Source organism: Streptomyces sp. NBC_01446, from assembly GCF_026340095.1.
Taxonomy (GTDB): Bacteria; Actinomycetota; Actinomycetes; order Streptomycetales; family Streptomycetaceae; genus Streptomyces; species Streptomyces aureus.
Window position 1 is genome coordinate 2517294 of the sequence record NZ_JAPEPO010000001.1, and the last position, 26653, is coordinate 2543946.

At 71.3% G+C, this 26653-nt stretch carries 19 protein-coding genes; 8 read left to right on the forward strand and 11 right to left on the reverse strand.

The features are described from left to right. The first annotated feature begins 10 nt into the window (after positions 1-10). The 4 genes from OG456_RS11105 to bla all read left to right on the forward strand — a co-directional run bounded on the left by OG456_RS11105 (position 11) and on the right by bla (position 3928). Complete coding sequence (locus OG456_RS11105; RefSeq protein ID WP_266559748.1) at positions 11-895, forward strand: CDP-alcohol phosphatidyltransferase family protein; 885 nt, start codon at positions 11-13, stop codon at positions 893-895. Next, entirely contained in the window at positions 892-1746 is an 855-nt protein-coding gene (locus OG456_RS11110; protein ID WP_266559750.1) for a phosphatidate cytidylyltransferase, read from the forward strand. The genes OG456_RS11105 and OG456_RS11110 overlap by 4 nt, the downstream gene beginning before the upstream one ends. Next, positions 1743-2939: a 1-acyl-sn-glycerol-3-phosphate acyltransferase gene (locus OG456_RS11115; protein WP_266559752.1), complete on the forward strand. Its 1197-nt coding sequence runs from the start codon at positions 1743-1745 to the stop codon at positions 2937-2939. Before OG456_RS11110 ends, OG456_RS11115 begins: the two co-directional genes overlap by 4 nt. Before the next feature lie 86 nt (positions 2940-3025). Further along, positions 3026-3928, forward strand: coding sequence for a class A beta-lactamase (gene bla, locus OG456_RS11120; protein WP_266559754.1), 903 nt, complete (start codon positions 3026-3028; stop codon positions 3926-3928). 93 nt (positions 3929-4021) lie between these two features. Here the strand turns inward: bla and pruA are convergent, their stop codons facing one another. Further along, the gene (gene pruA / locus OG456_RS11125) at positions 4022-5653 is read right to left on the reverse strand and encodes an L-glutamate gamma-semialdehyde dehydrogenase (protein ID WP_266559756.1); all 1632 of its coding nucleotides are present in this window, start codon (positions 5651-5653) and stop codon (positions 4022-4024) included. A gap of 170 nt (positions 5654-5823) precedes the next feature. After that, the gene (locus OG456_RS11130) at positions 5824-6804 is read right to left on the reverse strand and encodes a proline dehydrogenase family protein (RefSeq protein WP_266559758.1); all 981 of its coding nucleotides are present in this window, start codon (positions 6802-6804) and stop codon (positions 5824-5826) included. 183 nt (positions 6805-6987) lie between these two features. Here OG456_RS11130 and OG456_RS11135 point away from each other — a divergent pair, with 183 nt between their 5' ends. Further along, the gene (locus OG456_RS11135) at positions 6988-8175 is read left to right on the forward strand and encodes a CdaR family transcriptional regulator (RefSeq protein WP_266559760.1); all 1188 of its coding nucleotides are present in this window, start codon (positions 6988-6990) and stop codon (positions 8173-8175) included. On the opposite strand, the gene OG456_RS11140 is transcribed toward OG456_RS11135, so the two are convergent. Next, the gene (locus OG456_RS11140) at positions 8164-8745 is read right to left on the reverse strand and encodes a TetR/AcrR family transcriptional regulator (protein WP_266559762.1); all 582 of its coding nucleotides are present in this window, start codon (positions 8743-8745) and stop codon (positions 8164-8166) included. The genes OG456_RS11135 and OG456_RS11140 overlap by 12 nt on opposite strands. A gap of 135 nt (positions 8746-8880) precedes the next feature. On the opposite strand from OG456_RS11140, the gene OG456_RS11145 reads away from it, so the two are divergent. Continuing rightward, complete coding sequence (locus OG456_RS11145; RefSeq protein WP_266559764.1) at positions 8881-10416, forward strand: MFS transporter; 1536 nt, start codon at positions 8881-8883, stop codon at positions 10414-10416. 156 nt (positions 10417-10572) lie between these two features. On the opposite strand, the gene serA is transcribed toward OG456_RS11145, so the two are convergent. The 6 genes from serA to OG456_RS11175 all read right to left on the reverse strand — a co-directional run bounded on the left by serA (position 10573) and on the right by OG456_RS11175 (position 20575). Then, the gene (serA, locus tag OG456_RS11150) at positions 10573-12198 is read right to left on the reverse strand and encodes a phosphoglycerate dehydrogenase (protein ID WP_266559766.1); all 1626 of its coding nucleotides are present in this window, start codon (positions 12196-12198) and stop codon (positions 10573-10575) included. Positions 12199-12614: 416 nt separating this feature from the next. Further along, positions 12615-13616, reverse strand: coding sequence for a ketol-acid reductoisomerase (gene ilvC, locus OG456_RS11155; protein WP_116509561.1), 1002 nt, complete (start codon positions 13614-13616; stop codon positions 12615-12617). Positions 13617-13725: 109 nt separating this feature from the next. Beyond that, on the reverse strand, positions 13726-14250 hold the full coding sequence (ilvN, locus tag OG456_RS11160; RefSeq protein WP_266559769.1) for an acetolactate synthase small subunit: 525 nt from the start codon (positions 14248-14250) through the stop codon (positions 13726-13728). A 29-nt stretch (positions 14251-14279) separates the two neighbouring features. Then, positions 14280-16127, reverse strand: a complete 1848-nt coding sequence (locus tag OG456_RS11165) for an acetolactate synthase large subunit (RefSeq protein WP_266559771.1) — start codon at positions 16125-16127, stop codon at positions 14280-14282. A gap of 237 nt (positions 16128-16364) precedes the next feature. Continuing rightward, entirely contained in the window at positions 16365-19379 is a 3015-nt protein-coding gene (locus OG456_RS11170) for a bifunctional diguanylate cyclase/phosphodiesterase (protein WP_266559773.1), read from the reverse strand. Positions 19380-19624: 245 nt separating this feature from the next. Beyond that, positions 19625-20575, reverse strand: a complete 951-nt coding sequence (locus OG456_RS11175) for a 2-hydroxyacid dehydrogenase (protein ID WP_266559775.1) — start codon at positions 20573-20575, stop codon at positions 19625-19627. Between the two features lie 98 nt (positions 20576-20673). Between OG456_RS11175 and OG456_RS11180 the strand changes: the two genes are divergently transcribed. Together OG456_RS11180 and OG456_RS11185 are read left to right on the forward strand one after the other, a co-directional pair. Further along, positions 20674-21672: an aldo/keto reductase gene (locus tag OG456_RS11180; RefSeq protein ID WP_266569146.1), complete on the forward strand. Its 999-nt coding sequence runs from the start codon at positions 20674-20676 to the stop codon at positions 21670-21672. A 259-nt stretch (positions 21673-21931) separates the two neighbouring features. After that, entirely contained in the window at positions 21932-23110 is a 1179-nt protein-coding gene (locus OG456_RS11185; protein ID WP_266559777.1) for a sorbosone dehydrogenase family protein, read from the forward strand. Between the two features lie 47 nt (positions 23111-23157). Here OG456_RS11185 and OG456_RS11190 read toward each other — a convergent pair whose 3' ends face one another. Continuing rightward, entirely contained in the window at positions 23158-23493 is a 336-nt protein-coding gene (locus tag OG456_RS11190) for a DUF6191 domain-containing protein (protein WP_266569147.1), read from the reverse strand. Positions 23494-23588: 95 nt separating this feature from the next. Next, positions 23589-26648: a helix-turn-helix transcriptional regulator gene (locus OG456_RS11195; RefSeq protein ID WP_266559779.1), complete on the reverse strand. Its 3060-nt coding sequence runs from the start codon at positions 26646-26648 to the stop codon at positions 23589-23591. Positions 26649-26653: the final 5 nt, after the last annotated feature.

Consider the following 26653-nt stretch of genomic DNA (forward strand, 5'->3'; position numbering starts at 1 on the left):
AGTCGTCCTCATGAACGGCCTCTACGCTCTCAAGCCCTGGTACGCGGACCGGCTTTCCGGCCTGCGCCGCACGCTCGCCGCCCGGCAGGTCTCGCCCGACACCCTGACGGCGGCCGGTGTCGTGTGCGCCGCGGGCGCGGCGGCCGCGCTCGCGTGGCTGCCGACGCCGCTGTCCGCGCTTCCCGTGGGGGTGCTGCTCGCGGGGCGGCTCGCCTTCGCGAACCTGGACGGCGCGCTCGCCCGCGACACCGGCCGCACGACGCGGCGCGGCGCGCTCCTGAACGAGCTGGGTGACCGTGCGGCCGACCTGCTCGTCATCGCGGGTTTCCTGCCGCTGGCCCCGCTGTGGCTGGTGGCCGCGGCGGCCTTCGCGGCGACGCTCCCTTCGTGGGTCTCGCTGGCGGGGGCGGCGGCGGGTGCGCCCCGGCGCAACGGCGGCCCGGTCGGCAAGACGGAGCGCTGCCTCCTCGCGGTCGTGGCCGCGGCCTCGGGCTGGGCGGTACCGGTCCTCGCGGTCGTCGCGGCGGGGTCCGCGGTGACGGCGGTGGTGCGGGCGGTGTGGGTGTGGAGGGCGCTGGGGCAGCCTAAGACGGCTGTGGCTCCTGTGGCGATCGAGCGGGCTGTGGCTACAGAGAGGGGCGCGGCTGCAGAGAGGACTGTGGCGAGCGAGAAGCCTGTGGTGCGGGTGGCGGAGCCCGCGTCCCCGGCCACCCGTCGCCGCCCGTCCCCATCCCCCTGCCCCCCGTCCCCGTCCTCCTCCCCCAGGCTCAGCTCCCCTCCCTCTGAGCACGATCGGAGCCTCCCCCTCGACCCAGGCGAGGTGTCGGGCGGCATCACGCACACCCGCCCGCAGTCCCCCGTGGACCGCGGCACGCAGCTGCGGGGCACCCGATGAGCGCCGTGTTCGTCGCCGGCGAGGTGGCCGGGCGGGCCGTGCCGGTCGTGGCCGGGGTCCTCGGGGCCGGGGGTGTCGCGGTCGCCTCGCTGCCGTCCCGGGTACGGATGCGGGCCGAGCTGCGCAGACGGTGGCGGACCTGGGCGCTGTCCGCGCCGCTGTTCATCGGGGCCTTCTTCGTGGGCCGCGCGGGCGCGTTCGCGCTCGCGGCCGGGCTCGGCGTGGTCGCCGTGGGCGAGTACGCGCGGATGGCGGGCCTGCCCCGCGCCGAGCGGGCCGTACTGGTCGCCGCGGCAATCGCCGTACCTGGAGCGGCACTTGCGGGTCCCGACCCCCGTACTACGGGAGCGCTTCTCGTACTCGCCGTCCTCGCGGCGGTCTGCGCGGGAGACGCCGAGCAGGGCTTCACGCGCGCGTCGCGCACGCTCTTCGGTCTGCTGTGGATCCCGGTGTCGCTCAGCGGCCTGGTGCTGCTCGGCGACACGGCGCTCGCGGTGGGGGTCGCGGTGGCCTTCGGTGACGTGGGCGCGTGGTGCGGCGGTACGGCGCTCGGTCGTCGGGGGCCGCTCGCGCGGCGCCTCTCGCCGCTGTCCCCCAACAAGACGTGGGCGGGTGTGGTCGGCGCCGCTGCGGCAACTGCCGCCGCGCTCGCGGCAGTCGGCGCGTTCACGCCGGTCCTGTGGGCGGCCGTCCTCGCCGGCTGCGTCCTCGGCGATCTCGTCGAGTCGATGGTGAAACGCGAGGCGGGCGTGAAGGACGCGGGCAGCTGGCTGCCGGGCTTCGGCGGGCTCCTCGACCGTATCGACTCGCTCCTCGTGGCCCTGCTCCTCGTGATGACGGTGACCCTGTGACGACGACCGTGACCGTCGCGGCCCGGGTGCGCCCTCCCCGTGCCGCCGCCCGCCTCCGCCACGCCCTGTGGTGGCTCGTCCTCACCCTCACCGGCGGTGTGGAGCGCCGGGGCCGGCTCCCGCGCGGCGGCTGCGTCGTGGTCGCCAACCACAGCTCGCACGCCGACACCGCGGCGCTGCTCGCCGCGCTCGACGCGACGCACGCGCCGGCGATCGGTGCGGCGGCCGACTACTGGTTCGCCTCGCCCTGGCGCGCCCGGATCTGCAGCCGCCTCGCCGCCGGGTTCCCGGTGCGGCGCTCGGGCGGGGGCATGGACGACCTGCTCGGCATGGCGGACACGCTGCGCGCGGGCCGCGCCGTGGTCCTCTTCCCCGAGGGCACGCGCGCGCGTGCGGGTGAGCTGGGGTCGTTCCACCGGGGCGCGCTGGTCCTGGCGGAGCACGCGCGCGTACCGGTCGTGCCGGTCGCGATCGCGGGCACGGACCGGCTCCTGCCCAAGCACGGCAGGCTGCGCCCGGCCCTGGTCCGGGTGCGGATCGGCCGGCCGCTCGCGTACACGGCGACTCCGGAGGAGGCCCGTAAGGCGGTCGCGGCGCTGCATGACCGTACGGTCGCGGAGCCGCTGCGGGACTCCCGCGTCCGCAAGTTCCTGGCCCGCGTGATCAGCGCACGGCTCGGGCTGCTCCTGGCCTTCGCATGGGCGTTCGCGGAGGCGCTGAGCTGGCCGCTGATGCCGGAGCTGTTCCTCGCGGTGGCGTGCGTCGCGGTGCCGCGCCGGGCCCTGAAGCTGTCCGTCACCGCGCTCGCGGGCAGCCTCGCGGGCGGCCTGCTCGCACTCCACCTGGCGTCCATGGGCGTGTCGTTGCCCGCACCTCTGACGACGGACCGGATGCGGGCGGAGGTCCGTCACGAACTGTCCGTCGAGGGCGCGTCGGCGGTACGCCACCAGCCCTGGAACGGCATCCCCTTCAAGGTCTACGCGAAGGAGGCGGGCCGCGCGGACGTCCCCGTCACGGACTGGCTGTCCGAGTCGGCGCGTGCCCGCGGTTCGCGCACGCTCACCGTGGGGCTCGCGTTCGGCGCGTTCGGCTTCCTGGTACACCGGCTGCGCAGGCTCTACGGGCTCTACCTGGGGCTGCTGAGCGGCGGTTTCGCGGCCGGTCTCTCGCTCGTCGTGGCGGGCTGGAGCTGACGCGGCCCGTCACGGCCGGCCCCGCGGCGCCCCGAACCAGGCGATGACAGCGGCATCCCCGACCCCGCTCACGTACCTTCGAGATCATGAATTTACCTCCCTCCCGCAGGACCCTCCTCGGCGCCGCGGCCCTGGCGCCCGTCCTCCTCTCCGTGCCCGGCACCGCGAGCGCGGCGCCCTCCCCCGAGGCCGGCGGCGACGCCCGGCGCCGGCTGAGCGAGCTGGAGGCGGGCTACCCAGGCCGCATCGGGGTGCACGCCCTGCACACCGGCACCGGCGCCGTCCTCGCCTACCGCGCGCACGAACGCTTCGCGATCGCCTCGACGTTCAAGGTCCTCGCCGCCTCGGCGATCCTGCACAGGGCGCGCGAGCAGGAGCCCGGGCTGCTCGACGTGCTGATCCGCTACGGACGCGACGACCTCGTGGCCGCGTCGCCCCGCACCGAGCTGCACCTCGAAACCGGCATGACGGTACGGGAGCTGTGCGACGCCGCCATCACCTACAGCGACAACACCGCGGCCAATTTGCTGATGCGCCGGATCGGCGGCCCCGGCGGCGTCACCGCGTTCGCCCGCTCGCTCGGCGACTCCGTGACCCGGCTCGACCGGTGGGAGACCGACCTCAACACGAACCTCCCCGGCGACCGGCGGGACACCACGACGCCCGCCGCCATGACCGAGGACCTGCGCGCGCTGGTCCTCGGCGACGCCCTCCACCCGCTCGACCGCGGCCAGCTGACCCGGTGGCTGGTGGAGAACACCACCGGCGACAAGCGGATCCGCGCGGGGCTCCCGCCGGGCTGGCGGGTCGGCGACAAGACCGGGTCGCCCGCCTACGGCGGGGTCAACGACGTGGCCGTGGCCTGGCCGCCGGGCGGCGGGGCTCCCCTGGTCGTCTCCGTGTACACGACCCGGCTCGACCCGGACACCCCGGGCGAGGACCGGATCGCCGCCGACATCACGCGCGTCGCCGTGGACGCACTGCTCTGACCCCGGACACGACACCGCCTCCGACCGGGGTGGGGCCCTGGTCGGAGGCGGGGGCGGGTGGGGGCGGTCCGTGCGGGCCGCCCGGGGTGGGCGTCAGCCCATGTGCGGGTAGCCGTACTCGGTCGGCGGGACCAGCGTCTCCTTGATGGCGCGGGTCAGGGTCCAGCGCTGCAGGTTCTGTGGGGCGCCGGCCTTGTCGTTGGTGCCGGAGGCGCGGCCGCCGCCGAAGGGCTGCTGGCCGACGACGGCGCCGGTCGACTTGTCGTTGATGTAGAAGTTGCCCGCGGCGTAGCGGAGCTTCTCCATCGTGTGGGCGGCCGCGGCGCGGTCGTTGGAGATGACCGAGCCCGTCAGGGCGTAGTCCGACGCCGACTCCATCTGGGTCAGCATGTCGTCGTACTTGTCGTCCTCGTAGACGTGGACGGCGAGGAACGGGCCGAAGTACTCGGTCTTGAAGACCTCGTTCTCCGGGTCCGCGCACTCGACGACGGTCGGGCGCACGAAGTAGCCGACCGAGTCGTCGTAGGTGCCGCCCGCGACGATGGTGCAGGAGTCGTCGGCCTTGGCGCGGTCGATGGCCGCCTTGTTCTTGGCGAACGCGCGGTCGTCGATGACGGCGCCGATGAAGTTCGACAGGTCGGTGACGTCACCCATCTTGATGCCGTCGACCTCGGCCGCGAACTCCTCCTTGAAGCCGGAGTTCCAGATGGAGGCCGGGATGTACGCGCGCGAGCTCGCGGAGCACTTCTGGCCCTGGAACTCGAAGGAGCCGCGGGTCAGGGCCGTCTTGAGGACGGCGCGGTCGGCGCTCGGGTGGGCGACGACGAAGTCCTTGCCGCCGGTCTCGCCGACGAGACGCGGGTAGGTGCGGTACTTCGCGATGTTCTCGCCGACCGTCTTCCACAGGTGCTGGAAGGTCGGGGTCGAGCCGGTGAAGTGGATGCCGGCCAGGTCGCGGTGGTTGAGGGCGACCTCGGAGACCGCGATGCCGTCACCGGTGACGAGGTTGATGACGCCCTTGGGCAGGCCGGCCTCTTCGAGGAGCTGCATGAGCAGCACGGCGGCGTGGGTCTGCGTCGGGGACGGCTTCCAGACCACCACGTTGCCCATGAGGGCGGGGGCGGTGGGGAGGTTGCCCGCGATGGCGGTGAAGTTGAAGGGCGTGATCGCGTAGACGAAGCCCTCGAGCGGGCGGTGGTCCATGCGGTTCCACACGCCGGTCGAGTTCGCCGGGGGCTGCTCCGCGAGGATCTGGCGCGCGTAGTGCACGTTGAAGCGCCAGAAGTCGACGAGCTCACAGGGGGTGTCGATCTCGGCCTGCTGCGCGGTCTTCGACTGGCCGAGCATCGTGGACGCGGCGAGGGTCTCGCGCCACGTCGTGGAGAGCAGCTCGGCGGCGCGCAGGATGATCGCGGCGCGGTCGTCGAAGGACATCGCGCGCCAGGCCGGGGCGGCGGCGAGCGCGGCGTCGATCGCGTCCTGCGCGTCCTGCTGCGTGGCGCCGCGGCCGGTACCGATGACGGCCTTGTGGTTGTGCGGCTGGACGACGGTGAACTCGTCACCGCCACCGAGGCGCTTGACGCCGCCGATGGTCATCGACAGCTCGATCGGGTTCTCGGCAAGCTCCTTGAGCTTGACCTCGAGGCGCGCTCGCTCCGGGGAGCCGGGGGCGTAGCCGTGCACCGGCTCGTTGACGGGAGCGGGGACCTGGGTTACGGCGTCCATGACTTACCTCTTCCGAGTAAATCCCGGGCTTCAGCAGGGAGGATCTGAAACCACGGCGTACGTTGTCTGGCGGTCAGGGCTTGACCTTCACGAGACCGCGGCGTCGGTCGGGTGAGAAGCCCCCAGGGGTGGAGTCACGAGTCTCGGAACTCCTTTGACAGGGGTGGGGCTCAGCCCTTGGTGAGGATGGAGCGGGCGAAGAACAGCAGGTTGGCGGGCTTCTCCGCGAGGCGGCGCATGAAGTAGCCGTACCAGTCGGTGCCGTACGCGGTGTAGACGCGCATCCGGTGGCCCTCGGCGGCGAGACGGACGTGCTCGTCGCTGCGGATCCCGTACAGCATCTGGAACTCGTACTCGTCCAGCTTGCGCCCGGCGCGGCGGGCGAGCTCCTGGCTGATGGAGATGAGGCGCGGGTCGTGGGACCCGATCATCGGGTACCCGTCGCCCTCCATCAGAACCTTCAGGATGCGGACGTACGCCTTGTCGATCTCGCCCTTGTCCTGGTACGCGACGGAGGCGGGCTCCTTGTAGGCGCCCTTCACGATGCGCACGCGGCTGCCGGCGGCGGCCAGGCGGCGGGCGTCGTCCTCGGTGCGGAAGAGGTAGGCCTGGATGACGCATCCGGTCTGCGGGAAGTCCTTCCGCAGCTCCTCGTGGATGGCGAACATCGAGTCGAGGGTGGTGTGGTCCTCGGCGTCCAGGGTGACCGTGGTGCCGATCTCGGCGGCGGCCTCGACGACCGGGCGGACGTTGGCGAGGGCCAGCTCGTGGCCGCCCGGGAATTTATCAGCGAGCCCGGAGGGCTCTCCGTTGAGGGCGGTGGTGGGCGACGGGAGGGACTGGCCGAACATCGACAGCTTGACGGACATCTCGGCCTTGGTGCCGAGGCCCAGGTCCTTGAGGCGTGCGATCAGCTCGAGGTAGGCGTCGCGCGCGGCGGCGGCCTGCTCGGGGGTGGTGATGTCCTCGCCGACCACGTCGAGGGTGACTTCGAGGCCCCTGCCGCAGGCGTCCACGACGATCGGCACGACGTCGTCGACGCCCTCACCGGCGATGAACCGGTCGACGACCTGCTTCGTGCCGGGGGCTGCCGAGATGAAACGGCGCATCCTGTCGCTGCGCGACGCGGCGAGAATCACGGGACCCAGCACGGGGCACCTCCACGGAGAGTACGAACGAGTGGCCCTATCGGTGTAGACGAACTGAATCGCAACAGACCGGTACGGCACGGAGAACCACCGTGAAATCTAAGGATCCCTCCGATCCGGTGCCATCGACAGCTGTCACGCATCTGTGGCCACCACCTCAGACATTTGTCTGAAGAGTTCGGTGGGGTGCGCGAGAATGGCGGGGTGAAGGGCGACTACCAGGAACTGGTCGACGAGATCTCGGCGCTGCTCAGCGCCCCCGCGACGCTGGAGAACCGGGATTTCGGCCTGATCGCGTTCGGCGCGCACGACAGCGACAGCGATTTCGACGAATCGACGCTGGACCCCGTCCGCACCCGCTCGATCCTGACCCGCCGCTCCACCGCGGCGGTGCGCACCTGGTTCGAGGGCTTCGGCATCGCCCGTGCCACCGGACCCGTCCGCATCCCGCCGACGCCGGAGGCCGGGGTCTACCGGGGCCGCATCTGCCTTCCCGTACGCCATCGGGGTGTCGTCCTCGGCTATGTGTGGCTGCTCGACGACGATCCGGGTCCGACCGAGCAGCAGCTGACCGCCGCGATGGAGGTGGCGGGCCGTATCGGCGCGCTGCTCGCGGACGAGGCGCAGGCGGGCGCCGACCTGACCCGCGAGTTCCGCGAGGTGCTCACGGCCGAGCGCGGCTGGCAGCGGGACATGGCGGTGGCGGCCCTGCGCACGGCGCTCGGCCCGCGCGCGGACGGGCTGCACGCGGTGGTGTGCGTCGCGCCGTGGCCGTCGGCGGACCCGGACAGCGCATCCGGTGGCCTGTCCTTCCGTACGATCCCCGCGGCCGACGCGCTGTGCACGGTGCCGTGGGGCGCGGCCGGGCAGGCCCTGGCCCTCCTGGTGCGGCTGCGTGCGGCGGACGCGCTCGGGCCGGCCATGGCGGCGACGGCGAAGCTTCGGGAGCGCGCCGGTACGGCGGTCGTCGCGGCGGGTTTCGGGGGCCCGCGGCGCGAACTGGGTGAGCTCGGGGCCGCCTGGCAGGAGGCGACGGCGGCGGCGCGCGCGGCGCTCGCCGAGCCGCGTCTCGGCCCGGACGCGCACTGGGCGGCGATCGGCCCGTACCGCCTGTTGACCGCGCTGCCCCCGGACACGGCGCACGACCCGGCCCTGGCCCCGCTCCTGCTGCCGGCCAACCGCCAACTGGCCCGCACCGCCGAGGTGTTCCTCGACTGCGCGGGCCAGGCGGGCCGCACGGCGGCGGAGTTGGGCATCCACCGCCAGACCCTCTACTACCGTCTGTCCCGCGTGGAGCAGCTCACCGGGCTCGACCTGGACGACGGCGAGGACCGGCTGCTGCTGCACATGGGGCTCAAGGCTTCACGCCTGTGACGCGCGCATCGCGTCCAGCAACAGCCGCAGGCCCTCGGTGAGTTCGTCGGCGCTGGGCGAGTAGTCCGCGTCGAAGGTGTGCTGGGCGACGAGCCCGAGGACCAGTACCGAGAAGAGCTTCCCGAGCGTGTGCACGCTCGGGTCGTCGGCCGGCGGCTCCTCCCCCATGACCATGCCGATGAAGCCGCGCCCCGCCTCGTGCTGAGCTTGCGCCAGCTGCTCGCGCACGACCGGCATCTTGTCGCCCATCGTCACGAGCTCGATGCTCAGGTGCCAGATGGACCCGGGCTTTCCGAGGCTGTCGGTGATCCCGGCCATCACGGCCCGGAACCGCTCCAACGAGCCGGCCGCACCGGGCAGTTCACCCACCGCGCTCCAGTCGTCCGAGGCCCCTTCGGCCAGCGCCACGTACGCCTGCGCGAGCAGCGCGTCCTTCGAGCCGTAGTGGTAGCCGATCGACGCCAGATTGGTCCCCGACTCCTTGACGATGTCGCGCGCCGTCGTGCGCACGAACCCCTTCTCCAGAAGGCAGCGCTTGGCGCCTTCGAGCAGATCCTCGCGATGTCCCATGCGGCCACCGTACCCCCGATTCATACGGGCGTCCTATACGGGCGTCCCATACAAACTCCCCACGCCGACGTCACACACAGGCGATCTATACGCTCGTACTAGACAAGCGTTTAAGACGCCCGTACAGTCCTCCTCATGACGAACTCACCGAGCACCAACTCCCGTGCGGGGCGCCGTGAATGGACGGCTCTCGCGGTCCTGATGCTTCCGCTGCTCCTCGTCTCGATGGACGTCTCCGTCCTCTACTTCGCGATCCCCTCGATCAGCGCGGACCTCGAGCCCACCGGCACCCAGCAGCTGTGGATCTTCGACATCTACGCGTTCGTGCTCGCCGGCCTGCTGATGACGATGGGCTCCCTCGGCGACCGCATCGGCCGACGCAAGCTCCTGATGATCGGCGCCACCGCCTTCGGCGCCGCCTCCGTCTGCGCGGCCTACGCGAACAGCGCGGAAATGCTGATCGCGGCCCGGGCGATCCTCGGCATCGGCGGCGCGACCCTGATGCCCACGACGATGGCTCTGGTGCGCAACATGTTCCGCGACGACAAACAGCGTGCGACGGCCATCGGCATCTGGTCCGGCGTCATGACCGGTGGCATCGCGCTCGGCTCGGTGATGAGCGGCATCCTCGTCGAGCACTTCTGGTGGGGCTCGGTCTTCCTCGTCAACCTGCCCGCGATGGCCCTGCTCCTGCTGCTCGCCCCGGTCCTGCTCCCCGAGTTCAAGGACCCGCGGCCGGGCCGCTTCGACTTCCTGAGCGTCCCGCTGTCGATGGCCGCGGTGCTCCCCCTCGTCTACGGCATCAAGGAGATCCCCTCCGAGGGCTTCGAGCCGCTCTACGTCGCCTCGGTCGTCGTCGGCCTCGTCTTCGGGGCCCTGTTCGTACGCCGTCAGCGCACCGTCGAGTCACCGATGATCTCGCCGGCCCTCTTCCGGGGCCGCGGCTTCGGCCCCGCCGTCACCCTCAACCTCATCTCGGCCTTCGCGATGATGGGGTCGGCGTACTTCACCACGCAGTACCTCCAGGCCGTCCTCGGCAAGAGCGCACTCGAAGCGGCGCTGTGGGCGCTCGCGCCGACCGTGTTCATCGGCCTCGCGGCCCCCATCGCCACCGTCCTCGTGCAGCGGGGCGTGCACCGCGGCTCCGTCGTCACCTCCGGCTTCCTGACCAGCGCCTGCGGCTACGGCCTCCTGACGCTGACCGGCACGGACTCGCTGTGGACCGTCCTGGCCGGAGCGGGTGTACTCGCCTCCGGCGCGGTGATCGTGGGTTCGCAGCTGACCGACCTGGCGCTCGGCGCGGCCCCCGCGGAGAAGGCGGGCGCGGCGTCGTCCCTCCTCGAGACGGGCCAGGAGTTCGGCGGCGCCCTCGGCATGGCCGTCCTGGGCTCGATCGGTACGGCGGTCTACCGCCACGAGATCGGCGACGCGCCGGCCGAGGCGAAGGAGACGCTGGGCGGAGCGCTCGCGGTGGCGCAGCACCTGCCGGGCCGGGCGGGCGACGCACTCCTCGCGTCAGCCCGGGAGGCGTTCACGAGCGGCATGCACATCGCTGCGCTGGCCGGCGCGGCGATCCTGCTGGGGGCGGCTGTCCTGGCCCTGCGGGGCCTGCGCGGGGTGGCTGCGCCGCAGCGGGAGGAGCAGCGGGAGCCGGAGGGGGCGACGGCCTGATCTCCCCTCGACCCGCACCTTCCCCAATGTCCTCAAACGCCGGGCGGGCTGAATTTCAGCCCGTCCGGCGTTTAGGTCGGGGGAGAAAAAAAGAAGGGCCCGGGCCACCAAAAGGGTGACCCGGGCCCGACCACGTACCAAGAACTAGTCCGTGAACTAGTCCGTCAGGTTCACGGAACGCGCCGACGTCGCGCCGATCTCGTCACCCAGCTCGCTGAGCACCCCGGCGGGAACCGTGTCGTCGACGGTCAGGACGGCGAGCGCCTCGCCGCCCACGTCCGCACGGGCGACCTGCATGCCGGCGATGTTGATGCCCGCCTCGCCGAGCACGCGGCCCACGGTGCCGACGACACCGGGACGGTCCTCGTAGCGCAGGACGACCATGTGGTCGGCCAGGGCGAGGTCCACGTCGTACTCGCCGACGGCGACGATCTTCTGGAGGTGCTTGGGGCCGGCGAGCGTGCCGGAGACCGAGATCTCCTCGCCGCCGGTCAGCGTGCCGCGCACGGTGACGACGTTCCGGTGGTCGGGGGACTCGGAGCTCGTGGTGAGGCGGACCTCGACGCCGCGCTCCTGCGCGAACAACGGAGCGTTCACGTACGACACCGTCTCGTCGACGACGTCCTCGAACACGCCCTTCAGCGCGGAGAGTTCGAGCACCTTCACGTCGTGCTGGGTGATCTCGCCGTAGACCTCGACGTCGAGGCGGGCCGCGACCTCGCCCGCGAGCGCGGTGAAGATCCGGCCGAGCTTCTCGGCGAGCGGCAGGCCCGGCTTGACGTCCTCGGCGATGACGCCGCCCTGGACGTTCACCGCGTCCGGTACGAGCTCACCGGCGAGGGCGAGCCGCACGGAGCGGGCGACGGCGATACCGGCCTTCTCCTGCGCCTCGTCCGTGGAGGCACCGAGGTGCGGGGTGGCCACGACCTGGTCGAACTCGAACAGCGGTGAGTCCGTGCAGGGCTCCTTGGCGTACACGTCGAGGCCGGCGCCGGCGACGCGGCCCTCCTTGAGCGCCGAGTACAGCGCCGCCTCGTCGACGATCCCGCCGCGCGCGGCGTTGACGATGCGGACGGTCGGCTTGACCTTGCGCAGCGCGTCGTCGCCGATGAGGCCGACTGTCTCGGGGGTCTTGGGGAGGTGCACGGTGATGAAGTCGGAGACCTCGAGCAGCTCGTCGAGGGTGAGGACCTTGACGCCCATCTGGGCGGCGCGCGCGGGCTGCACGTACGGGTCGTACGCGACGACCTTCATGCCGAAGGCCGACATGCGCTGCGCGACGAGCGCGCCGATGCGGCCGAGGCCGACGACGCCGAGGGTCTTCTCGGCCAGCTCGACGCCCGTGTACTTGGAGCGCTTCCACTCGCCGGCCTTGAGGGCCTGGCTGCCCTGCGGGATGTTGCGCGCCGTGGCGATGAGCAGGCCGCAGGCGAGCTCGGCGGCGGTCACGATGTTGGAGGTCGGGGCGTTGACGACCATCACGCCGGCCTTGGTGGCGGCGGAGACGTCGACGTTGTCGAGGCCGACACCGGCTCGTGCGACGACCTTCAGCTTCTTCGCGGCGGCGATCGCCTCGGCGTCGACCTTGGTGGCCGAGCGGATCAGGATCGCGTCGACGTCGGCGATGGCCGGGAGCAGCTCGGCCCGGTCGGCGCCGTTGCACTGGCGGATCTCGAAGTCAGGGCCAAGAGCGTCGACGGTCGCGGGAGACAGCTCTTCCGCGATGAGTACGACAGGTTTGCCGGTTGCAGCAGTGCTCACGTGAGTCCTCACAAGTCCCATTGCGGACGGCCGTCCCGACGGCCGCAGGCGGTGGAGGGGTGTCAACGGCGCCGGGGAAGTGCGGGTGCGTTCCCGCGTCGTTCGGTGCGTGCTCTCGGTGTGCCGGACGAAGGCTCTCGTAGCGGGGCTACTTGTGCCTTTGGCCGGTCCGGCGAGAGTGCGTGCCGGGCGGCGTGGGGACGTGCTTGCACTTCTTCGGTGTCGATGTGCCGCGTGGTAGACGCACGACGCTGTGGGCCCGACGCGAATGTGTTCTGCAGTCTAGTGGCGCTTCGGAGGTGGTCTTGCGCCTCCGTGGAAGGATCACCCGTCCGTGGCTGGACGGGGTGGACAACCATGTTGACGCGAGAGCGCCGCGGGCCGTCCACCTCGACGAGGGGGCCGGGGCATTCGCCCCGGCCCCCTCGTCGCAAGGCTTACGCCTCGTCGTTGTCCACCCAGCTCATGAGCTTGCGGAGCTCCTTGCCGGTGGTCTCCAGGAGGTGGTTCTCGTCCTGGGTCTTGTACTCGTTGTACTTCTTCAGGCCCGAGTGGTACTCGTCCATCCAGTTCTTGGCGAACGTGCCGTCCTGGATCTCGGCGAGGACCTTCTTCATCTCGGCCTTGGTGGCGTCCGTGATGATGCGCGGGCCGGTGACGTAGTCGCCCCACTCGGCGGTCTCGGAGATCGACCAGCGCATCTTCTCCAGGCCGCCCTCGTACATGAGGTCGACGATGAGCTTCAGCTCGTGGAGGCACTCGAAGTACGCGATCTCCGGCTGGTAGCCGGCCTCGGTCAGCGTCTCGAAGCCCGCCTTGACCAGCGCGGCGGTGCCACCGCACAGGACGGCCTGCTCACCGAACAGGTCGGTCTCGGTCTCCTCGGTGAAGGTCGTCTTGATGACGCCGGCGCGGGTGCCGCCGATGCCCTTCGCGTAGGAGAGGGCCAGCTCGAAGCCCTTGCCCGTGGCGTCCTGCTCGACGGCCGCGATACACGGAACGCCGCGGCCCTCTTCGTACTGGCGGCGCACCAGGTGACCCGGGCCCTTGGGCGCGACCATCGCCACGTCCACGTTGGCCGGGGGCTTGATGAAGCCGTAGCGGATGTTGAGGCCGTGGCCGAAGAACAGCGCGTCGCCGTCCTTCAGGTTGTCCTTGATGGACTCCTCGTAGACCTGGGCCTGGATCGGGTCCGGGACCAGGATCATGATGACGTCGGCCTCGGCGGCGGCCTCGGACGGCGTCACCACGCGCAGGCCCTGCTCCTCGGCCTTGGCCTTGGACTTGGAGCCCTCGTGCAGACCGACGCGGACGTCGACACCGGAGTCACGGAGCGACAGCGCGTGGGCGTGGCCCTGGCTGCCGTAACCGATCACCGCGACCTTGCGGCCCTGGATGATGGACAGGTCGGCATCGTCGTCGTAGAACAGCTCGGCCACTGGATTTTCTCCTTGGTGTGCAGGTGTTGCGTCCCACCGTACGGCGGGATTGCGGAGGGAAGTTTTCGGGTCTCGGTATACGAGAGGGCGCTCGAAAGCACCTGGGGGCTCAGGCCGTGCGGTCGAGCGCCCGCAGGCTCCGGTCGGTGATGGAGCGCGAGCCGCGGCCGACCGCGATGGTGCCCGACTGGACGAGCTCCTTGATGCCGAAGGGTTCCAGCATCTTGAGCATCGCCTCCAGCTTGTCGCTGGAGCCGGTGGCCTCGATGGTGACGGCCTCCGGGGAGACGTCCACGGTCTTGGCGCGGAACAGCTGGACGATCTCGACGATCTGCGAGCGCGTCTCGTTGTCGGCGCGGATCTTGGCGAGGACGAGCTCACGCTGGACGGCGTGGCCCTGCTCCAGTTCGACGATCTTCAGGACGTTGACCAGCTTGTTGAGCTGCTTCGTGACCTGTTCGAGCGGCAGGTCCTCGACGTTCACCACGATGGTGATGCGGGAGATGTCGGGGTGCTCGGTGACGCCGACCGCCAGGGAGTCGATGTTGAACCCGCGGCGGGAGAACAGTGCGGTGATCCGGGCGAGGACACCTGGCTTGTTCTCGACCAGGACGGAGAGCGTGTGCTTGGACATGGCTCTTGGTCTCTCTTTCGCTCTCGGTCTCAGTCGTCTTCGTTGTCGCCGAAGTCGGGGCGGACCCCGCGGGCGGCCATGACTTCGTCGTTGGACGTGCCGGCGGCGACCATCGGCCACACCATGGCGTCCTCGTGGACGATGAAGTCGACGACGACGGGGCGGTCGTTGATGGAGTTGGCCTCTTCGATGACCTTGTCCAGGTCCTCGGGGCGCTCACACCGGATGGCGTAGCAGCCCATGGCCTCCGACAGCTTGACGAAGTCGGGGACGCGGGTGCCCTTGTTGTCCTTGACGTCGTCCGGGCCGCTGTGGAGCACGGTGTTGGAGTAGCGCTGGTTGTAGAACAGCGTCTGCCACTGGCGGACCATGCCGAGGGCGCCGTTGTTGATGATGGCGACCTTGATCGGGATGTTGTTGAGCGCGCAGGTGGTCAGTTCCTGATTGGTCATCTGGAAGCAGCCGTCGCCGTCGATCGCCCAGACGGTGCGGTCCGGCATGCCGGCCTTCGCGCCCATCGCGGCGGGCACCGAGTAGCCCATCGTTCCGGCGCCGCCGGAGTTGAGCCAGGTGGCGGGCTTCTCGTACTGGATGAAGTGCGCGGCCCACATCTGGTGCTGGCCGACGCCCGCGGCGAAGATCGTGCCCTCGGGCGCGAGCTGGCCGATCCGCTCGATGACGTTCTGCGGCGAGAGCGAGCCGTCCTCGGGCTGGTCGTAGCCCAGCGGGTAGGTGTCGCGCCAGCGGCTGAGGTCCTTCCACCAGGCGCTGTAGTCGCCCGTGTGGCCCTCGCTGTGCTCCTTCTGCACGGCCTGGACCAGGTCGGCGATGACCTCGCGGGCGTCACCGACGATCGGCACGTCGGCGGCGCGGTTCTTGCCGATCTCGGCCGGGTCGATGTCGGCGTGGACGATCTTCGCGAACGGGGCGAAGCTGTCCAGCTTGCCGGTGACGCGGTCGTCGAAGCGGGTTCCGAGGGCGACGATCAGGTCGGCCTTCTGCAGCGCGGTGACGGCGGTGACCGCACCGTGCATGCCCGGCATTCCCACGTGCAGCGGGTGGCTGTCGGGGAATGCGCCGAGCCCCATCAGGGTGGTGGTGACGGGCGCTCCGGTGAGTTCTGCGAGGACCTTCAGCTCGGCCGTGGCGTGCGCCTTGAGCACACCGCCGCCGACGTAGAGGACCGGCCGCTTCGCGGCGGTGATCAGCTTCGCGGCCTCGCGGATCTGCTTGGCGTGCGGCTTGGTCACCGGGCGGTAGCCGGGCAGGTCGGTCTGCGGCGGCCAGCTGAAGGTGGTCTGCGCCTGGAGGGCGTCCTTGGCGATGTCGACGAGGACGGGGCCCGGACGGCCGGTGGAGGCGATGTGGAACGCCTCGGCGATCGTCTTCGGGATGTCCTCGGCCTTGGTCACCAGGAAGTTGTGCTTGGTGATCGGCATGGTGATGCCGACGATGTCCGCCTCCTGGAAGGCGTCCGTGCCGATGGCCTTGGAGGCGACCTGGCCGGTGATCGCGACGAGCGGCACGGAGTCCATGTGCGCGTCGGCGATCGGGGTGACGAGGTTGGTGGCGCCGGGGCCCGAAGTGGCCATGCACACCCCGACCTTGCCGGTGGCCTGCGCGTAGCCGGTCGCCGCGTGGCCGGCGCCCTGCTCGTGCCGGACGAGCACGTGACGGACGCGGGTGGAGTCCATCATCGGGTCGTAGGCGGGAAGGATCGCACCGCCAGGAATGCCGAATACCGTGTCGGCCCCGACCTCCTCGAGCGAACGGATGAGGGACTTCGCACCCGTGACGTGCTCGACGGGGGCGGACTGCTGTCCTCGGGGCCGCGGCTGCGGATGGTGGGCCCCGGTGGCCTGCTCGGTCATCGGCATTCTCTTCTCGATGCTGAGGGTTTTTGCGAGGTTTGTACGGTGTTCGGTTACTGGATTACACGCGCTTGTGCAACAAAAAACCCCTCGTGCCGTGAGGCAAGCGAGGGGAGCGCGCCGGGTGCGGTCGCTGGGATCCGGTGTTCCGACCGGTAGGTCCCAGCTTCAGCCGACGCGCTTTCCAAGTACGAGAATTCGGGTGCGCATGGCATTGACCCTCCCTCCGGGACATAGTGCGTGTCAAGTAGGTGGGACGGGAGTCTCATTATGTGAGCGGAGCAGAGCCGTCCGGCCGGACGGCGACGGTACCCCCGCGAACACCGGCTCGGCCGGACCGCTGGGCACCGGGTAGTTCCCCGAGGCCAGCGCGCGGCGCAGCCTGTACTCGTCGAGCGGCCCGGAGAAGGCCATCCCCTGTCCATGTGTGCACCCCATGGCGCGCAGTGCGACGACCTGCTCGGGCAGGTCGACGCCGTCGGCCACGGACTTCAGGCCGAGGTCGCCGGCGATGCGCAGCAGACCACTGGTGATCTTGTGCAGGCGGGCGGATTCCACTACTCCTTCTACGAGACTGCGGTCGAGTTTCAGTACATCGACAGGGAGCCTGCGCAGCGCCGTGATGGCCGCGTATCCGCTGCCGAAGCCGTCCAGGGCGATCCGGACGCCGAGTCTGCGCAGCGCGGTGAGACGGCGCTCCAGTTCGTCCAAGGGGACCCTGGGGTCACTGTCGGCCAGCTCGATGACCAGCGCGCCGGAGGGCAGCCCGTGCCGGGTCAGGAGCGCCTCGATGGAGCCGAGGTGCAGCGACCGGTCGAGGAGCCTGCGGGCGCTGATCCGGACGGCCACGGGCACGGCATGACATCTGCGGCCGCGCTCGGCGGCCTGCTCGACGGCCTCCTCCAGCATCCAGCGGCCGAGCTCGGCGGTGCGCTCGCCCTCCTCGGCGGTACGCAGGAACTCGGCGGGCGTGAACAGGATGCCCTGGGTCGAGCGCCAGCGGGCCTGCGCGGCGACCGACGTGATCCGGCCCGTGCCCAGGGAGACGACCGGCTGGTGCAGCAGAGCGAACTCGCCTTCGTGCAGGGCGGTGCGCAGTCGGGTGGCGAGCTCCGCCTTGCGGACGACGTCGGCCTGCATCTGGGGCGCGTACAGCTCCACCCGGCCCTTGCCGGCGGCCTTCGCCCGGTACATCGCCAGGTCCGCGTTCCGCAACAACTCGCCCGCGGACAGGCCTGGTGCGGCGAAGGCGACGCCGATGGAGGCAGCCACCCGGACATCGTTGCCGTCGATGGTGTACGGCTGCGAGAGCGTGACCCTGAGGCGGTCCGCGAGCTCGTAGATGTGCTGCTCACGCGCGGTGTCGTCGCGGCTGCCGTCGCCGACGATCAGCGCCGCGAACTCGTCGCCTCCCAGGCGGGCGGCGGTGTCCCCGGAGCGCACGGATTCGGCCAGCCGCCGGGCGGCCTGCACGAGGAGCTCGTCGCCGGCCTGGTGGCCGATGGTGTCGTTGACCTGTTTGAAGCCGTCGAGGTCGATGAAGAGGACGGCCGTACCGTGGTCGGTGGCGCGGCGGCCGCCCAGCGCGTTGCCGACCCGCTTGGTGAACAGGGCGCGGTTGGGCAGGTCCGTGAGCGGGTCGTGCTCGGCGTTGTGCTGCAACTGCGCCTGGAGACGGACCCGTTCGGTGACGTCCCGGCTGTTGAGGATGAGGCCGCCGTGGTGGCGGTTGATCGTCGACTCCACGTTCAGCCAGGCGCCGGCGCCGGAGCGGAAGCGGCACTCGATCCGGGTCGTGGGCTCCTCGATCTGGCTCGCCGCGAGGAAGCGGCGCACTTCGTGGACCACGCGCCCGAGGTCCTCGGGATGGATGATCGAGGCGAGCTCGGACCCGACGAGTTCCTCGGCGTCGCGCCCGTAGACCCCGGCGGCGGCAGGGCTGACGTATCTGAGGATGCCGTTCGGAGCGGCGATCATGATGACGTCGCTGGAGCCCTGTACCAGGGAGCGGAAGTGGTTCTCCTTCTGCGCCAGCTCCTGGGTGAGGGTGATGTTGTCGAGGAGCATGATGCCCTGGCGGATGACGAGGGCCAGGACGACCGTGCAGGCCGTGAAGAGGACCACGGGGTCGATGCGGTGGCCGTTCAGGACGTTGTAGAGAATCCCCAGCGTGCAGACGGCGGCGGCCAGATAGGGCGTGAGCGCCGCGAGCGATCCGGAGATGGGGCGGGTGACCTGGTACCGCGCGAACCCGGGCCCTCCGTCGCACTCCCCGCGCCTCGGCCCCACCCAGGGCGCGTACGCAAGAAGCAGCGACCCGGCGAACCAGCCGGCGTCGAGGATCTCCCCCGAGTGGTAACTCGCGTGCAGCAGGGGCGAGGTGAACAGGGCGTCGCACATGACGGTCAGGGCGAGCGCGCCGATGGCGGTGTTCACCGCCGTGCGGTTGCCGGGCGAGCGGCGGAAGTGCAGCGCGAGCACCATGCTGACCAGCACGATGTCGAGGAGCGGGTACGCGAGGGAGAGCGCGGTGCGGGTGACACTCTGCCCCTCGAACCGCGCGGTGTGCACGAGGGCGAGGCTCCAGGACAGCGTGATCAGCGAGCCGGCGATGAGCCAGGAGTCGAGGGCGAGACAGACCCAACCGGCCTTGGTGAAGGGGCGCTTGGCGAGAACGAGCAGCCCGACGATGGCGGGCGGCGCGAAACACAGGAAGAAGAGGTCGGCCAGGCTGGGGGTCGGCACGGGGCGCTGGAGCACGACCTCGTACCAGCCCCACACCCCGTTCCCCAGGGATGCCATGGCGGAGGAGACCGCGAACAGGATCCAGGCCGGTCGAAAGTGACTGCGCCGGCTGCGTGCGTACGCGAAGTTCGACACGGCGGCGACCGCGGCGGCGGCGCTGAGCCCGAAGTCGCCCATGAACAGGGCGAGTCGGTCGGATCCCCAGCCGAGCGCGGACCCCGTGGCGTACCCGGCGCACAGGAGGGCGAGCACGAGCTGTGAGGCGAGACTGGACCTTCCGCCCTGGAACAGGCGGCGGCCGGTGAGCACGGCTCCGGGGGCGCTCACGGGGTCACTCCGATCCGCCCCGCCCCCGTGTCCCGGTTTCCGTGTGCTGGTTGCTGAGGCCTTCTGCGTCCGCCGCTCCTGTGGCGTCCGCTCCTGCGACTGCCGTGGCAGCCGGGCCGGCTTGTGCGGACCGGTGCGCGCGCGGGTCGCCGCCGGCGGCCCCGCCGCGTCGGATCGTTCGCCCATAGGCCGTGCATCGCCCGTCGCCCCCCTCGCAGTCCGGTTGTCCGTCCCCGGCGCCGAACTCTCCACGGCGCTGCCCCAGTCGGGACGATACACCAGACTCGTCACTCAGGGACATAGCGCCTCTACTCTCCGTGACGACCGGCGGCGATACGCGTACGGGGCGCATCCGGACGAGCGCGGAGCGTGTGCGGGGGTGCGCTGGGTCGGGCCGGGAGGCGGCGGATGGGCCTCTCCGGAGCCCGCCCTCAGTCCGTCGTCAGGACGACGTTCTCGAGCGGTTCTCCCGCCACGAACCGGGTCAGCTGCGCGGCGAGCAGACGCTTGGCCCGCGGCCAGAAGGCGGATGTGGAGCCGCCGACGTGCGGGCTGACGAGTACTCCCGGAGCGTGCCACAACGGGTGCCCCTGGGGCAGGGGTTCGGGATCGGTGACGTCGAGAGCGGCGGTGATCCGGCCGCTCTCCAGTTCGGCCAGGAGCGCCTCGGTGTCGACGACGGCCCCGCGCGCGACGTTCACGAGGAGGGCGCCGTCCTTGAGTCGTGCCAGGAAGGCTGCGTTCGCGAGACCTCGCGTCGCCTCGTTGAGCGGCGTCGAAAGGATCACCACGTCCGCGTCGGGGAGCAGCGCAGGCAGTTCGGTGAGCGGGTGCACCGGGCCGCGTGCGGTCGTGCGGGCGGAGCGTGCGACGCGCACCACCCGCGCGCACTCGAAGGGAGCGAGCCGGTCCTCGATGGCGGAGCCGATCGACCCGTACCCGATGATCAGTACGTTCTTGTCGGCGAGCGCCGGATAGAACCCGGAGCGCCACTCCTCGCTCTCCTGTCCCCGCACGAACCCGGGGATGCCCCTCAAGGACGCCAGGATCAGGGCGAGGGTGAGCTCGGCCGTGCTCGCCTCGTGCACGCCGCGCGCGTTGCACAGCCGCACGCCCGACGGGAGCGACTTGAGGCCTCCCTGTACGTGGTCGACGCCCGCGGAGAGCGTCTGCACGGCCCGTACGGACGCCATCTGCGCCATGGGGCGTACGCCGACGTCCGCGCCCTTCATGTAGGGGACCACGTAGAAGGCACAGTCGGCCGGGTCGGCGGGAAAGTCGGGGCCGCCGTCCCAGAAGCGGTAGTTGAGCCCCTCGGGAAGCCCGGGGACCTCGTCTGCACGGAACGGGAGCCAAACGTCGGCGGATACCTCAGCACTCATGGTCAGGAGGCTAATGGGAGGTGGGCTGTGCGCGGCGGGCCGGGTCCCAGAGGTTAGTTTGGGTGCCTCTCGAACACGCAGGGGGAGGCTACTTCCAGGTGGAGCGCAGGACGATCGGGGCGGCAGCGCTCGAGGTGGGCGCGATCGGGCTCGGGTGCATGCCGATGAGCTGGGCCTACACCGGCTCACAGCAGCGGGGGGACGAGTCCGTACGCACTGTGCATGCCGCGCTGGACCGGGGGTCGACCCTGCTGGACACGGCGGACATGTACGGACCGTTCACGAACGAGCTGCTGCTCGGACGGGTCCTGAAGGAGCGCCGGGGCGACGCCTTCGTGTCGACCAAGTGCGGGCTGCTCGTCGGGGAGCAGCACGTCGTCGCCAACGGCCGGCCTGGGTATGTGAAGCGGGCGTGCGACGCGTCGCTGCGGCGGCTCCAGACCGACACGATCGATCTGTACCAGCTGCACCGGGCCGACCCGGAGGTGCCCGTCGAGGAGACGTGGGGCGCCATGGCGGAGCTGGTGGGCGCGGGGAAGGTGCGGGCGCTCGGGCTGTGCGCGGTGGGGGCGCGGGCGACACGGCGGGGCAGGGCAGGGCTGCATGCGGGAACGATCCGGCAGCTGGAGCGGGTGCAGCAGGTGTTCCCGGTGAGCGCGGTGGAGGCCGAGCTCTCGGTGTGGTCACCGGAGGCCCTGGAGACGTTGCTGCCGTGGTGCGAGGCGCGGGGCGTGGGGTTCCTCGCGGCGATGCCGCTGGGCAACGGCTTCCTCACGGGCACGCTGACGCCGGGGCAGGGCTTCGAACCGGACGATCTGCGGGCCCGGCATCCCCGGTTCACCGCGGAGATGATGGCGGCCAACCAGCCGATCGTGGCGGGCCTGCGCCGGATCGCCGCGCGGCACGGGGAAGCGGTCACTCCTGCGCAGGTGGCGCTGGCGTGGGTGCTGGGCCGCGGGCGGCACGTGGTCCCGGTGCCGGGTGCCAAGCGGGAGCGGTGGGCGGCGGAGAACGCTGCGGCCGCGGAACTGCGGCTCACGGACCGTGATCTGGCGGAGATCGGGGAGCTGCCGCGGGCTCGGGGGTCTTGGGACTGAGGGGGAGCCTCTGGGAACGGGGGGAACTCCGGGGACGGGACGGGGGGAGTTCTGGGAGCTGAGGGGGGAGTTTCGAGGGCTGGGGGAGCTTTGACGGCTGGGGCTGTGAGAGCGGCGGGCGGGGAGTGGGTTACTCCGAACGCGTCGGGGTTGATCGGGAACCTGCGGGATGGCTGCGGTGTATGAACAGTAGAACCGCAGCGCAGAAGAGCAGCCCAGTCCGCGGCGTCGAGGGGATCCGATCGTGCAACGTCCAGGTGTGCAGCCCGTGTTGGCCGTGTTGGCCTGCGCCTCGATCCTGTTCACGGCGGGGTGTTCCTCGGGTGACGACGGTCCACCGGACAGTCGGCACAGCGCCTCCCCCGGCTCGTCCCCACCAGGAACGTCCGCTTCCGGGAGCGCGGGGGGCGACACCGGTCCGGTGAAGGGTTCGGTGAAGGTGGTGCGCACGGTCGCCGAGGGCCTGAATTCCCCCTGGGGCCTGGCTCCGCTGCCGGGCGGCGGCGGTCTGCTGGTGTCCTCGCGGGACGAGGCGACGATCACGCGGGTCGACACGAAGACGGGCAAGAAGACCGCGGTCGGCACCGTGCCCGGGGTGGTCCCTGCCGGCGAGGGCGGACTGCTCGGCCTGGCCCTCTCCCCGTCGTTCGCCTCCGACCACTGGCTCTACGCGTACTTCACCGCGAAGTCGGACAACCGCATCGTGCGGATGCGGTACGACGCGAAGAAGCCGCCGGGTGATCAGCTGGGTGCGCCCGAGACGGTGTTCAAGGGCATCCCGAAGGGCACGAACCACAACGGTGGGCGCCTCGCGTTCGGCCCGGACAAGCTGCTCTACGCGGGCACGGGCGAGACGTACGTGAAGAAGTACGCCCAGGACAAGAAGTCCCCGGGCGGCAAGATCCTCCGGATGACCCCGGACGGCAAACCGGCGCCCGGAAACCCCTTCGGGGACTCCGTGGTCTATACGTACGGTCACCGCAATGTCCAGGGCCTCGCCTGGGACAAGGACAAGCGGCTGTGGGCCTCGGAGTTCGGCCAGGACACGTGGGACGAGCTCAACCTGATCGTGCCGGGTGACAACTACGGCTGGCCCGACGTGGAGGGCAAGAGCGGCAAGCCCGGCTTCCACGACCCGGTGGCCGTGTGGCACACGTCCGAGGCGTCACCGAGCGGCATCGCCTACGCGGAGGGCTCGGTCTGGATGGCGGGCCTGAGAGGCGAGCGGCTGTGGCGAATCCCCTTGAAGGGGGCCGGGGTGGCGGCCGAGCCCCAGTCCTTCCTCATCGACGAGGCGACCCAGCAGGGCACGTACGGAAGGCTGCGCACGGTGGTCGCCGCGGGCCGGAACAAGCTGTGGCTGACGACGAGCAACACGGACTCGAGAGGCACGCCCCGGAAGGGCGACGACCGGATCCTGGAGCTGGAGGTGTCCTGAACGGCGGGGCCGGCCCCGGGCCCGGGCGGCGGGAGCGGAGCCAGGGCTCAGGTCTCGCCGCCGGAGGGGGCGGGGACGGCGGGGTCGGGCGCGTCCGCTTCGGGGGCCGGCTCCCCCGACTCCGCTTCGTCCGTCGGGTCCGTCGGGTCCGTCGGGTCCGTCGGGTCCGTCGGGTCCGTCGGGTCCGTCGGGTCCGTCGGGTCCGTCGGGTCCGTCGGGCCAGGTGTGGCCTGAGCGGGAACGCGGACCACCACCTTGCCGGAGGTGAGGTCTATGGGGCCGCGTCCCGGGTCGCCGTCGTTGAGGTCGACTCGGGTCAGCTCCAGCCGTTTGCGCTCCTCGTTGGTGTGCTTACGGCCGGGTGAGAACAGCTCCTCGAACATGTTGAACACGGCACCTCCGGGTGGCCGAGACCTCACTCCAGCGTACGACAGCGCGAAATTTCACCCTTCGTGACGATCCCGAGCGGGCCTGGGGCTCAGCCCGTCGGCGCGAACAGTCTCAGGCGGTGGGCCAGAGCGGCTGCCTCGCCCCGGCCGGCGACGCCCAGCTTGGCGAGGATGTTGGAGACGTGGACGCTCGCTGTCTTCGGGGAAATGAAGAGCTCCTCGGCGATCTGGCGGTTGCTGCGTCCGGCGGCGACGAGGCGCAGGACGTCGCGTTCGCGGCTGGTCAGGCCGAGTTCCTCGGCGGGGTCGGCAGGGATCTGGGGGCGTGGCGCGGCGGGGTTCAGGGTGAGACGGGCGCGCTGGGCGAGGAGGGCGACCGCTTCGGTGAGCGGGCGCGCTCCGATGTGATCGGCGACGGCTCCCGCGAGCCGCAGCAGTTCCGTGGCCCGCTCCCTCTCGTCCTCGAACGTGGCGGCTGCCGCGAGGAGGGATTCCGCCGCGCGGAAGCGGACGCGGGCGAGGTCGTGGGGGCGGTCGAGCGACTCGAAGGTGGTGAGGGGGTGGGACCAGTCGTCAGGGGTGTCGCGGCCTTCGGCGCGCAGGAGTTCGGCGCGTACCCACTGTTCGTGGGCGAGCCACACGGGCATGGGCGTGGCCAGGTGCTTGGCGGCGGTGCGGATGCGGTCGACGGCTCCGGCGCGGCCGGGCTCCGCGGTCGGCAGGCCCCGCGCGTCGGCCTCGGCGACGGCTGCGGCGACGAGGAGGGGCCAGGCATAGCGCTGGTTGCTCGGTGGGATGCCCTCGGTGACGACGCGGGCGAGTTCGGCGCGGGCGTCGAGGAGTCCCTGGGTGCCGCCGCCGGCGGCTGCTATGCCTACGGCGAGGGCGGACAGGGGCAGCGCGTACTGGGGCATGGTGTCGTGGGTGCCGTAGGTGGCGCGGGCGGCGGCGAGCTGGACGGCCGCCTCGGCATGGTCGCCTCGGCCTAGGGCGACGGTCGCGCGGCGGAGGGCGGCCGTACCGCGGGGCTTGGCGCTCAGGGCGGAGGACCGCAGTGCCGTGTCGACGACGGCGTCGGCCTCGGTCCAGCGGCCCAGGGAGGTGAGGGACTCGGCCATGTTGGTCAGGACCCAGCCCTCCGAGTCGAGGAGGCCGTACCGGCGGCACAGGTCCATGCCCGACTCGGCGACGGTCACGGACTCGAGGGAGCGGCCCGCGCTCTCCAGAGCGGAGGCGAGATTGATGTGGACGCGGCCGACCTGCGGGACGAGGCCGATCTCGACGACCCGGTCGCGGACGGCGTACATCTCGGCCAGGCCGCGGTCGGCCTCCCCCGCATCGACGAGGAGGCTGCCGAGGGTGAGTCTCGCGTTCAGTTCGATGTCCTCGGCCTTGACCATGCGGGCGTATTCGACGGCCCGTTCGGCGGCGGCCAGGGTCTCCTCGCCGGGGTTGTGGAGCATGCCCCAGGAGGCGACGTTGGTGAGGACCTCAGCGTGCACCTCGGACGGCGGCAGTCCGCGTACGAGTTCCTGGGCGGTGGCGATCTCGGCCCAGCCGTCGCCGCGGCCGAGGGACGGCACGAGGCGGGAGCGCTGGATCCAGAACCAGGCGGCGCGCAGGGGGTCCTTCTCGTCGTCGGCGTCCTCGATGAGGCGCAGGGCGCGCTTGGTGATCTTGAGGGAACGTTCGCGTTCGCCGCACAGCCGGCCGGCGACGGCGGCCTCGGCCATCAGGTCGAGATAGCGCAGGGGGGTGGTGGCGGGGTCGCAGCCGCAGGGCGGATAGACCTCGGTGTAGTCAACCGGGCGCAGCTCGGCGCGGATGTCCTCGGGGGCCTCGTCCCAGAGGTTCATCGCCCGTTCCAGGAGCCGCAGTTGCTCGGAGTAGGCGTGCCGGCGGCGGGCCTCGACGGATGCGTCGAGGACGGCGGGCAGGGCCTTGGCCGGGTCGTGGGCGTGGTACCAGTAGCTCGCGAGGCGCGTGACGCGTTCGTCGGCGCGGACGAGGGAGGGGTCGGCCTCGAGTGCCTCGGCGTAGCGGCGGCTGAGGCGGGAGCGTTCGCCGGGCAGGAGGTCGTCGCCGACGGCCTCGCGGACCAGGGAGTGGCGGAAGCGGTAGCCGTCCCCGTCGGGGGTGGCGAGCAGGATGTTGGCGCCGACGGCGGCGCGCAGGGCCTCGATCAGTTCGTCCTCGCCGAGCCGGGCGACGGCGGCGAGCAGCGCGTACTCGACGGTGGAGCCGCCTTCGGCGACGATCCTGGCCACGCGCTGGGCGTCGTCGGGAAGGCTCTCGACGCGGACGAGGAGCACGTCGCGCAGCGTCTCGGACAGGCCGGTGCAGCTGCCCTCGCTGGTGGCGACGGCCAGTTCCTCGACGAAGAACGCGTTGCCGTCGGAGCGCTCGAAGATGTCGTCGACCTGGGCCTGTTCGGGCTCTGCGGCGAAGATCCCGGCGACCTGGCGGGCCACCTCGTCACGGCTGAAGCGGGCGAGTTCGAGGCGGGTGACGGTGCGCAGGCGGTCGAGTTCGGCGAGGAGCGGGCGCAGGGGGTGGCGGCGGTGGACGTCGTCGGCGCGGTACGTGGCCACGATGACGAGGCGGCCGCTGCGCAGCGTACGGAAGAGGTAGGAGAGGAGGTGGCGGGTGGAGGCGTCGGCCCAGTGGAGGTCTTCCAGGACGACGAGGACGGTGCGGTCCGCGGCGACGCGTTCCAGGAGACGGGCCGTCAGCTCGAAGAGCCGGGCCATGCTTTCCTCGTCGTGGCGTCCGTCGCGTCCGGTCGGCGCCGGGGAGAGTTCCGGCAGGAGCCGTGCCAGCTCGGTCTCCTGTCCGGCGGCCGCCGCGACGAACTCCTCGGGCAGCAGTCGGCGCAGGGCGCGCAGAGCGGTCGAGAAGGGGGCGAACGGAAGTCCGTCCGCCCCGATCTCGACGCATCCGCCGAGCGCGACGACGGCGCCCTCGCGTCCCGCGGCGAGCGCGAACTCCTCGACGAGACGGGTCTTTCCGACCCCCGCCTCCCCGCCGAGCAGCATGGCCTGCGGCTCCCCCGTGGTGGCACGGGCGAGCGCCTTGTTCAGTACGCCCAGTTCGCCGGCGCGACCGACGAACACCGGGCTGACGCACCTGGTCTCCACAGGGGCGAGCATCGCAC

Coding starts and splice junctions, on each gene's coding strand:
- OG456_RS11170 (WP_266559773.1), bottom strand. CDS start 19,379: ATGGGCGAACGATCCGACGCGGCGGGGCCGCCGGCGGCGACCCGCGCG.
- OG456_RS11140 (WP_266559762.1), bottom strand. CDS start 8,745: ATGGGACATCGCGAGGATCTGCTCGAAGGCGCCAAGCGCTGCCTTCTG.
- ilvN (WP_266559769.1), bottom strand. CDS start 14,250: ATGTCCAAGCACACGCTCTCCGTCCTGGTCGAGAACAAGCCAGGTGTC.
- OG456_RS11165 (WP_266559771.1), bottom strand. CDS start 16,127: ATGCCGATGACCGAGCAGGCCACCGGGGCCCACCATCCGCAGCCGCGG.
- serA (WP_266559766.1), bottom strand. CDS start 12,198: ATGGGACTTGTGAGGACTCACGTGAGCACTGCTGCAACCGGCAAACCT.
- OG456_RS11195 (WP_266559779.1), bottom strand. CDS start 26,648: ATGCTCGCCCCTGTGGAGACCAGGTGCGTCAGCCCGGTGTTCGTCGGT.
- OG456_RS11145 (WP_266559764.1), top strand. CDS start 8,881: ATGACGAACTCACCGAGCACCAACTCCCGTGCGGGGCGCCGTGAATGG.
- OG456_RS11105 (WP_266559748.1), top strand. CDS start 11: ATGAACGGCCTCTACGCTCTCAAGCCCTGGTACGCGGACCGGCTTTCC.
- OG456_RS11190 (WP_266569147.1), bottom strand. CDS start 23,493: ATGTTCGAGGAGCTGTTCTCACCCGGCCGTAAGCACACCAACGAGGAG.
- OG456_RS11175 (WP_266559775.1), bottom strand. CDS start 20,575: ATGAGTGCTGAGGTATCCGCCGACGTTTGGCTCCCGTTCCGTGCAGAC.
- OG456_RS11110 (WP_266559750.1), top strand. CDS start 892: ATGAGCGCCGTGTTCGTCGCCGGCGAGGTGGCCGGGCGGGCCGTGCCG.
- pruA (WP_266559756.1), bottom strand. CDS start 5,653: ATGGACGCCGTAACCCAGGTCCCCGCTCCCGTCAACGAGCCGGTGCAC.
- bla (WP_266559754.1), top strand. CDS start 3,026: ATGAATTTACCTCCCTCCCGCAGGACCCTCCTCGGCGCCGCGGCCCTG.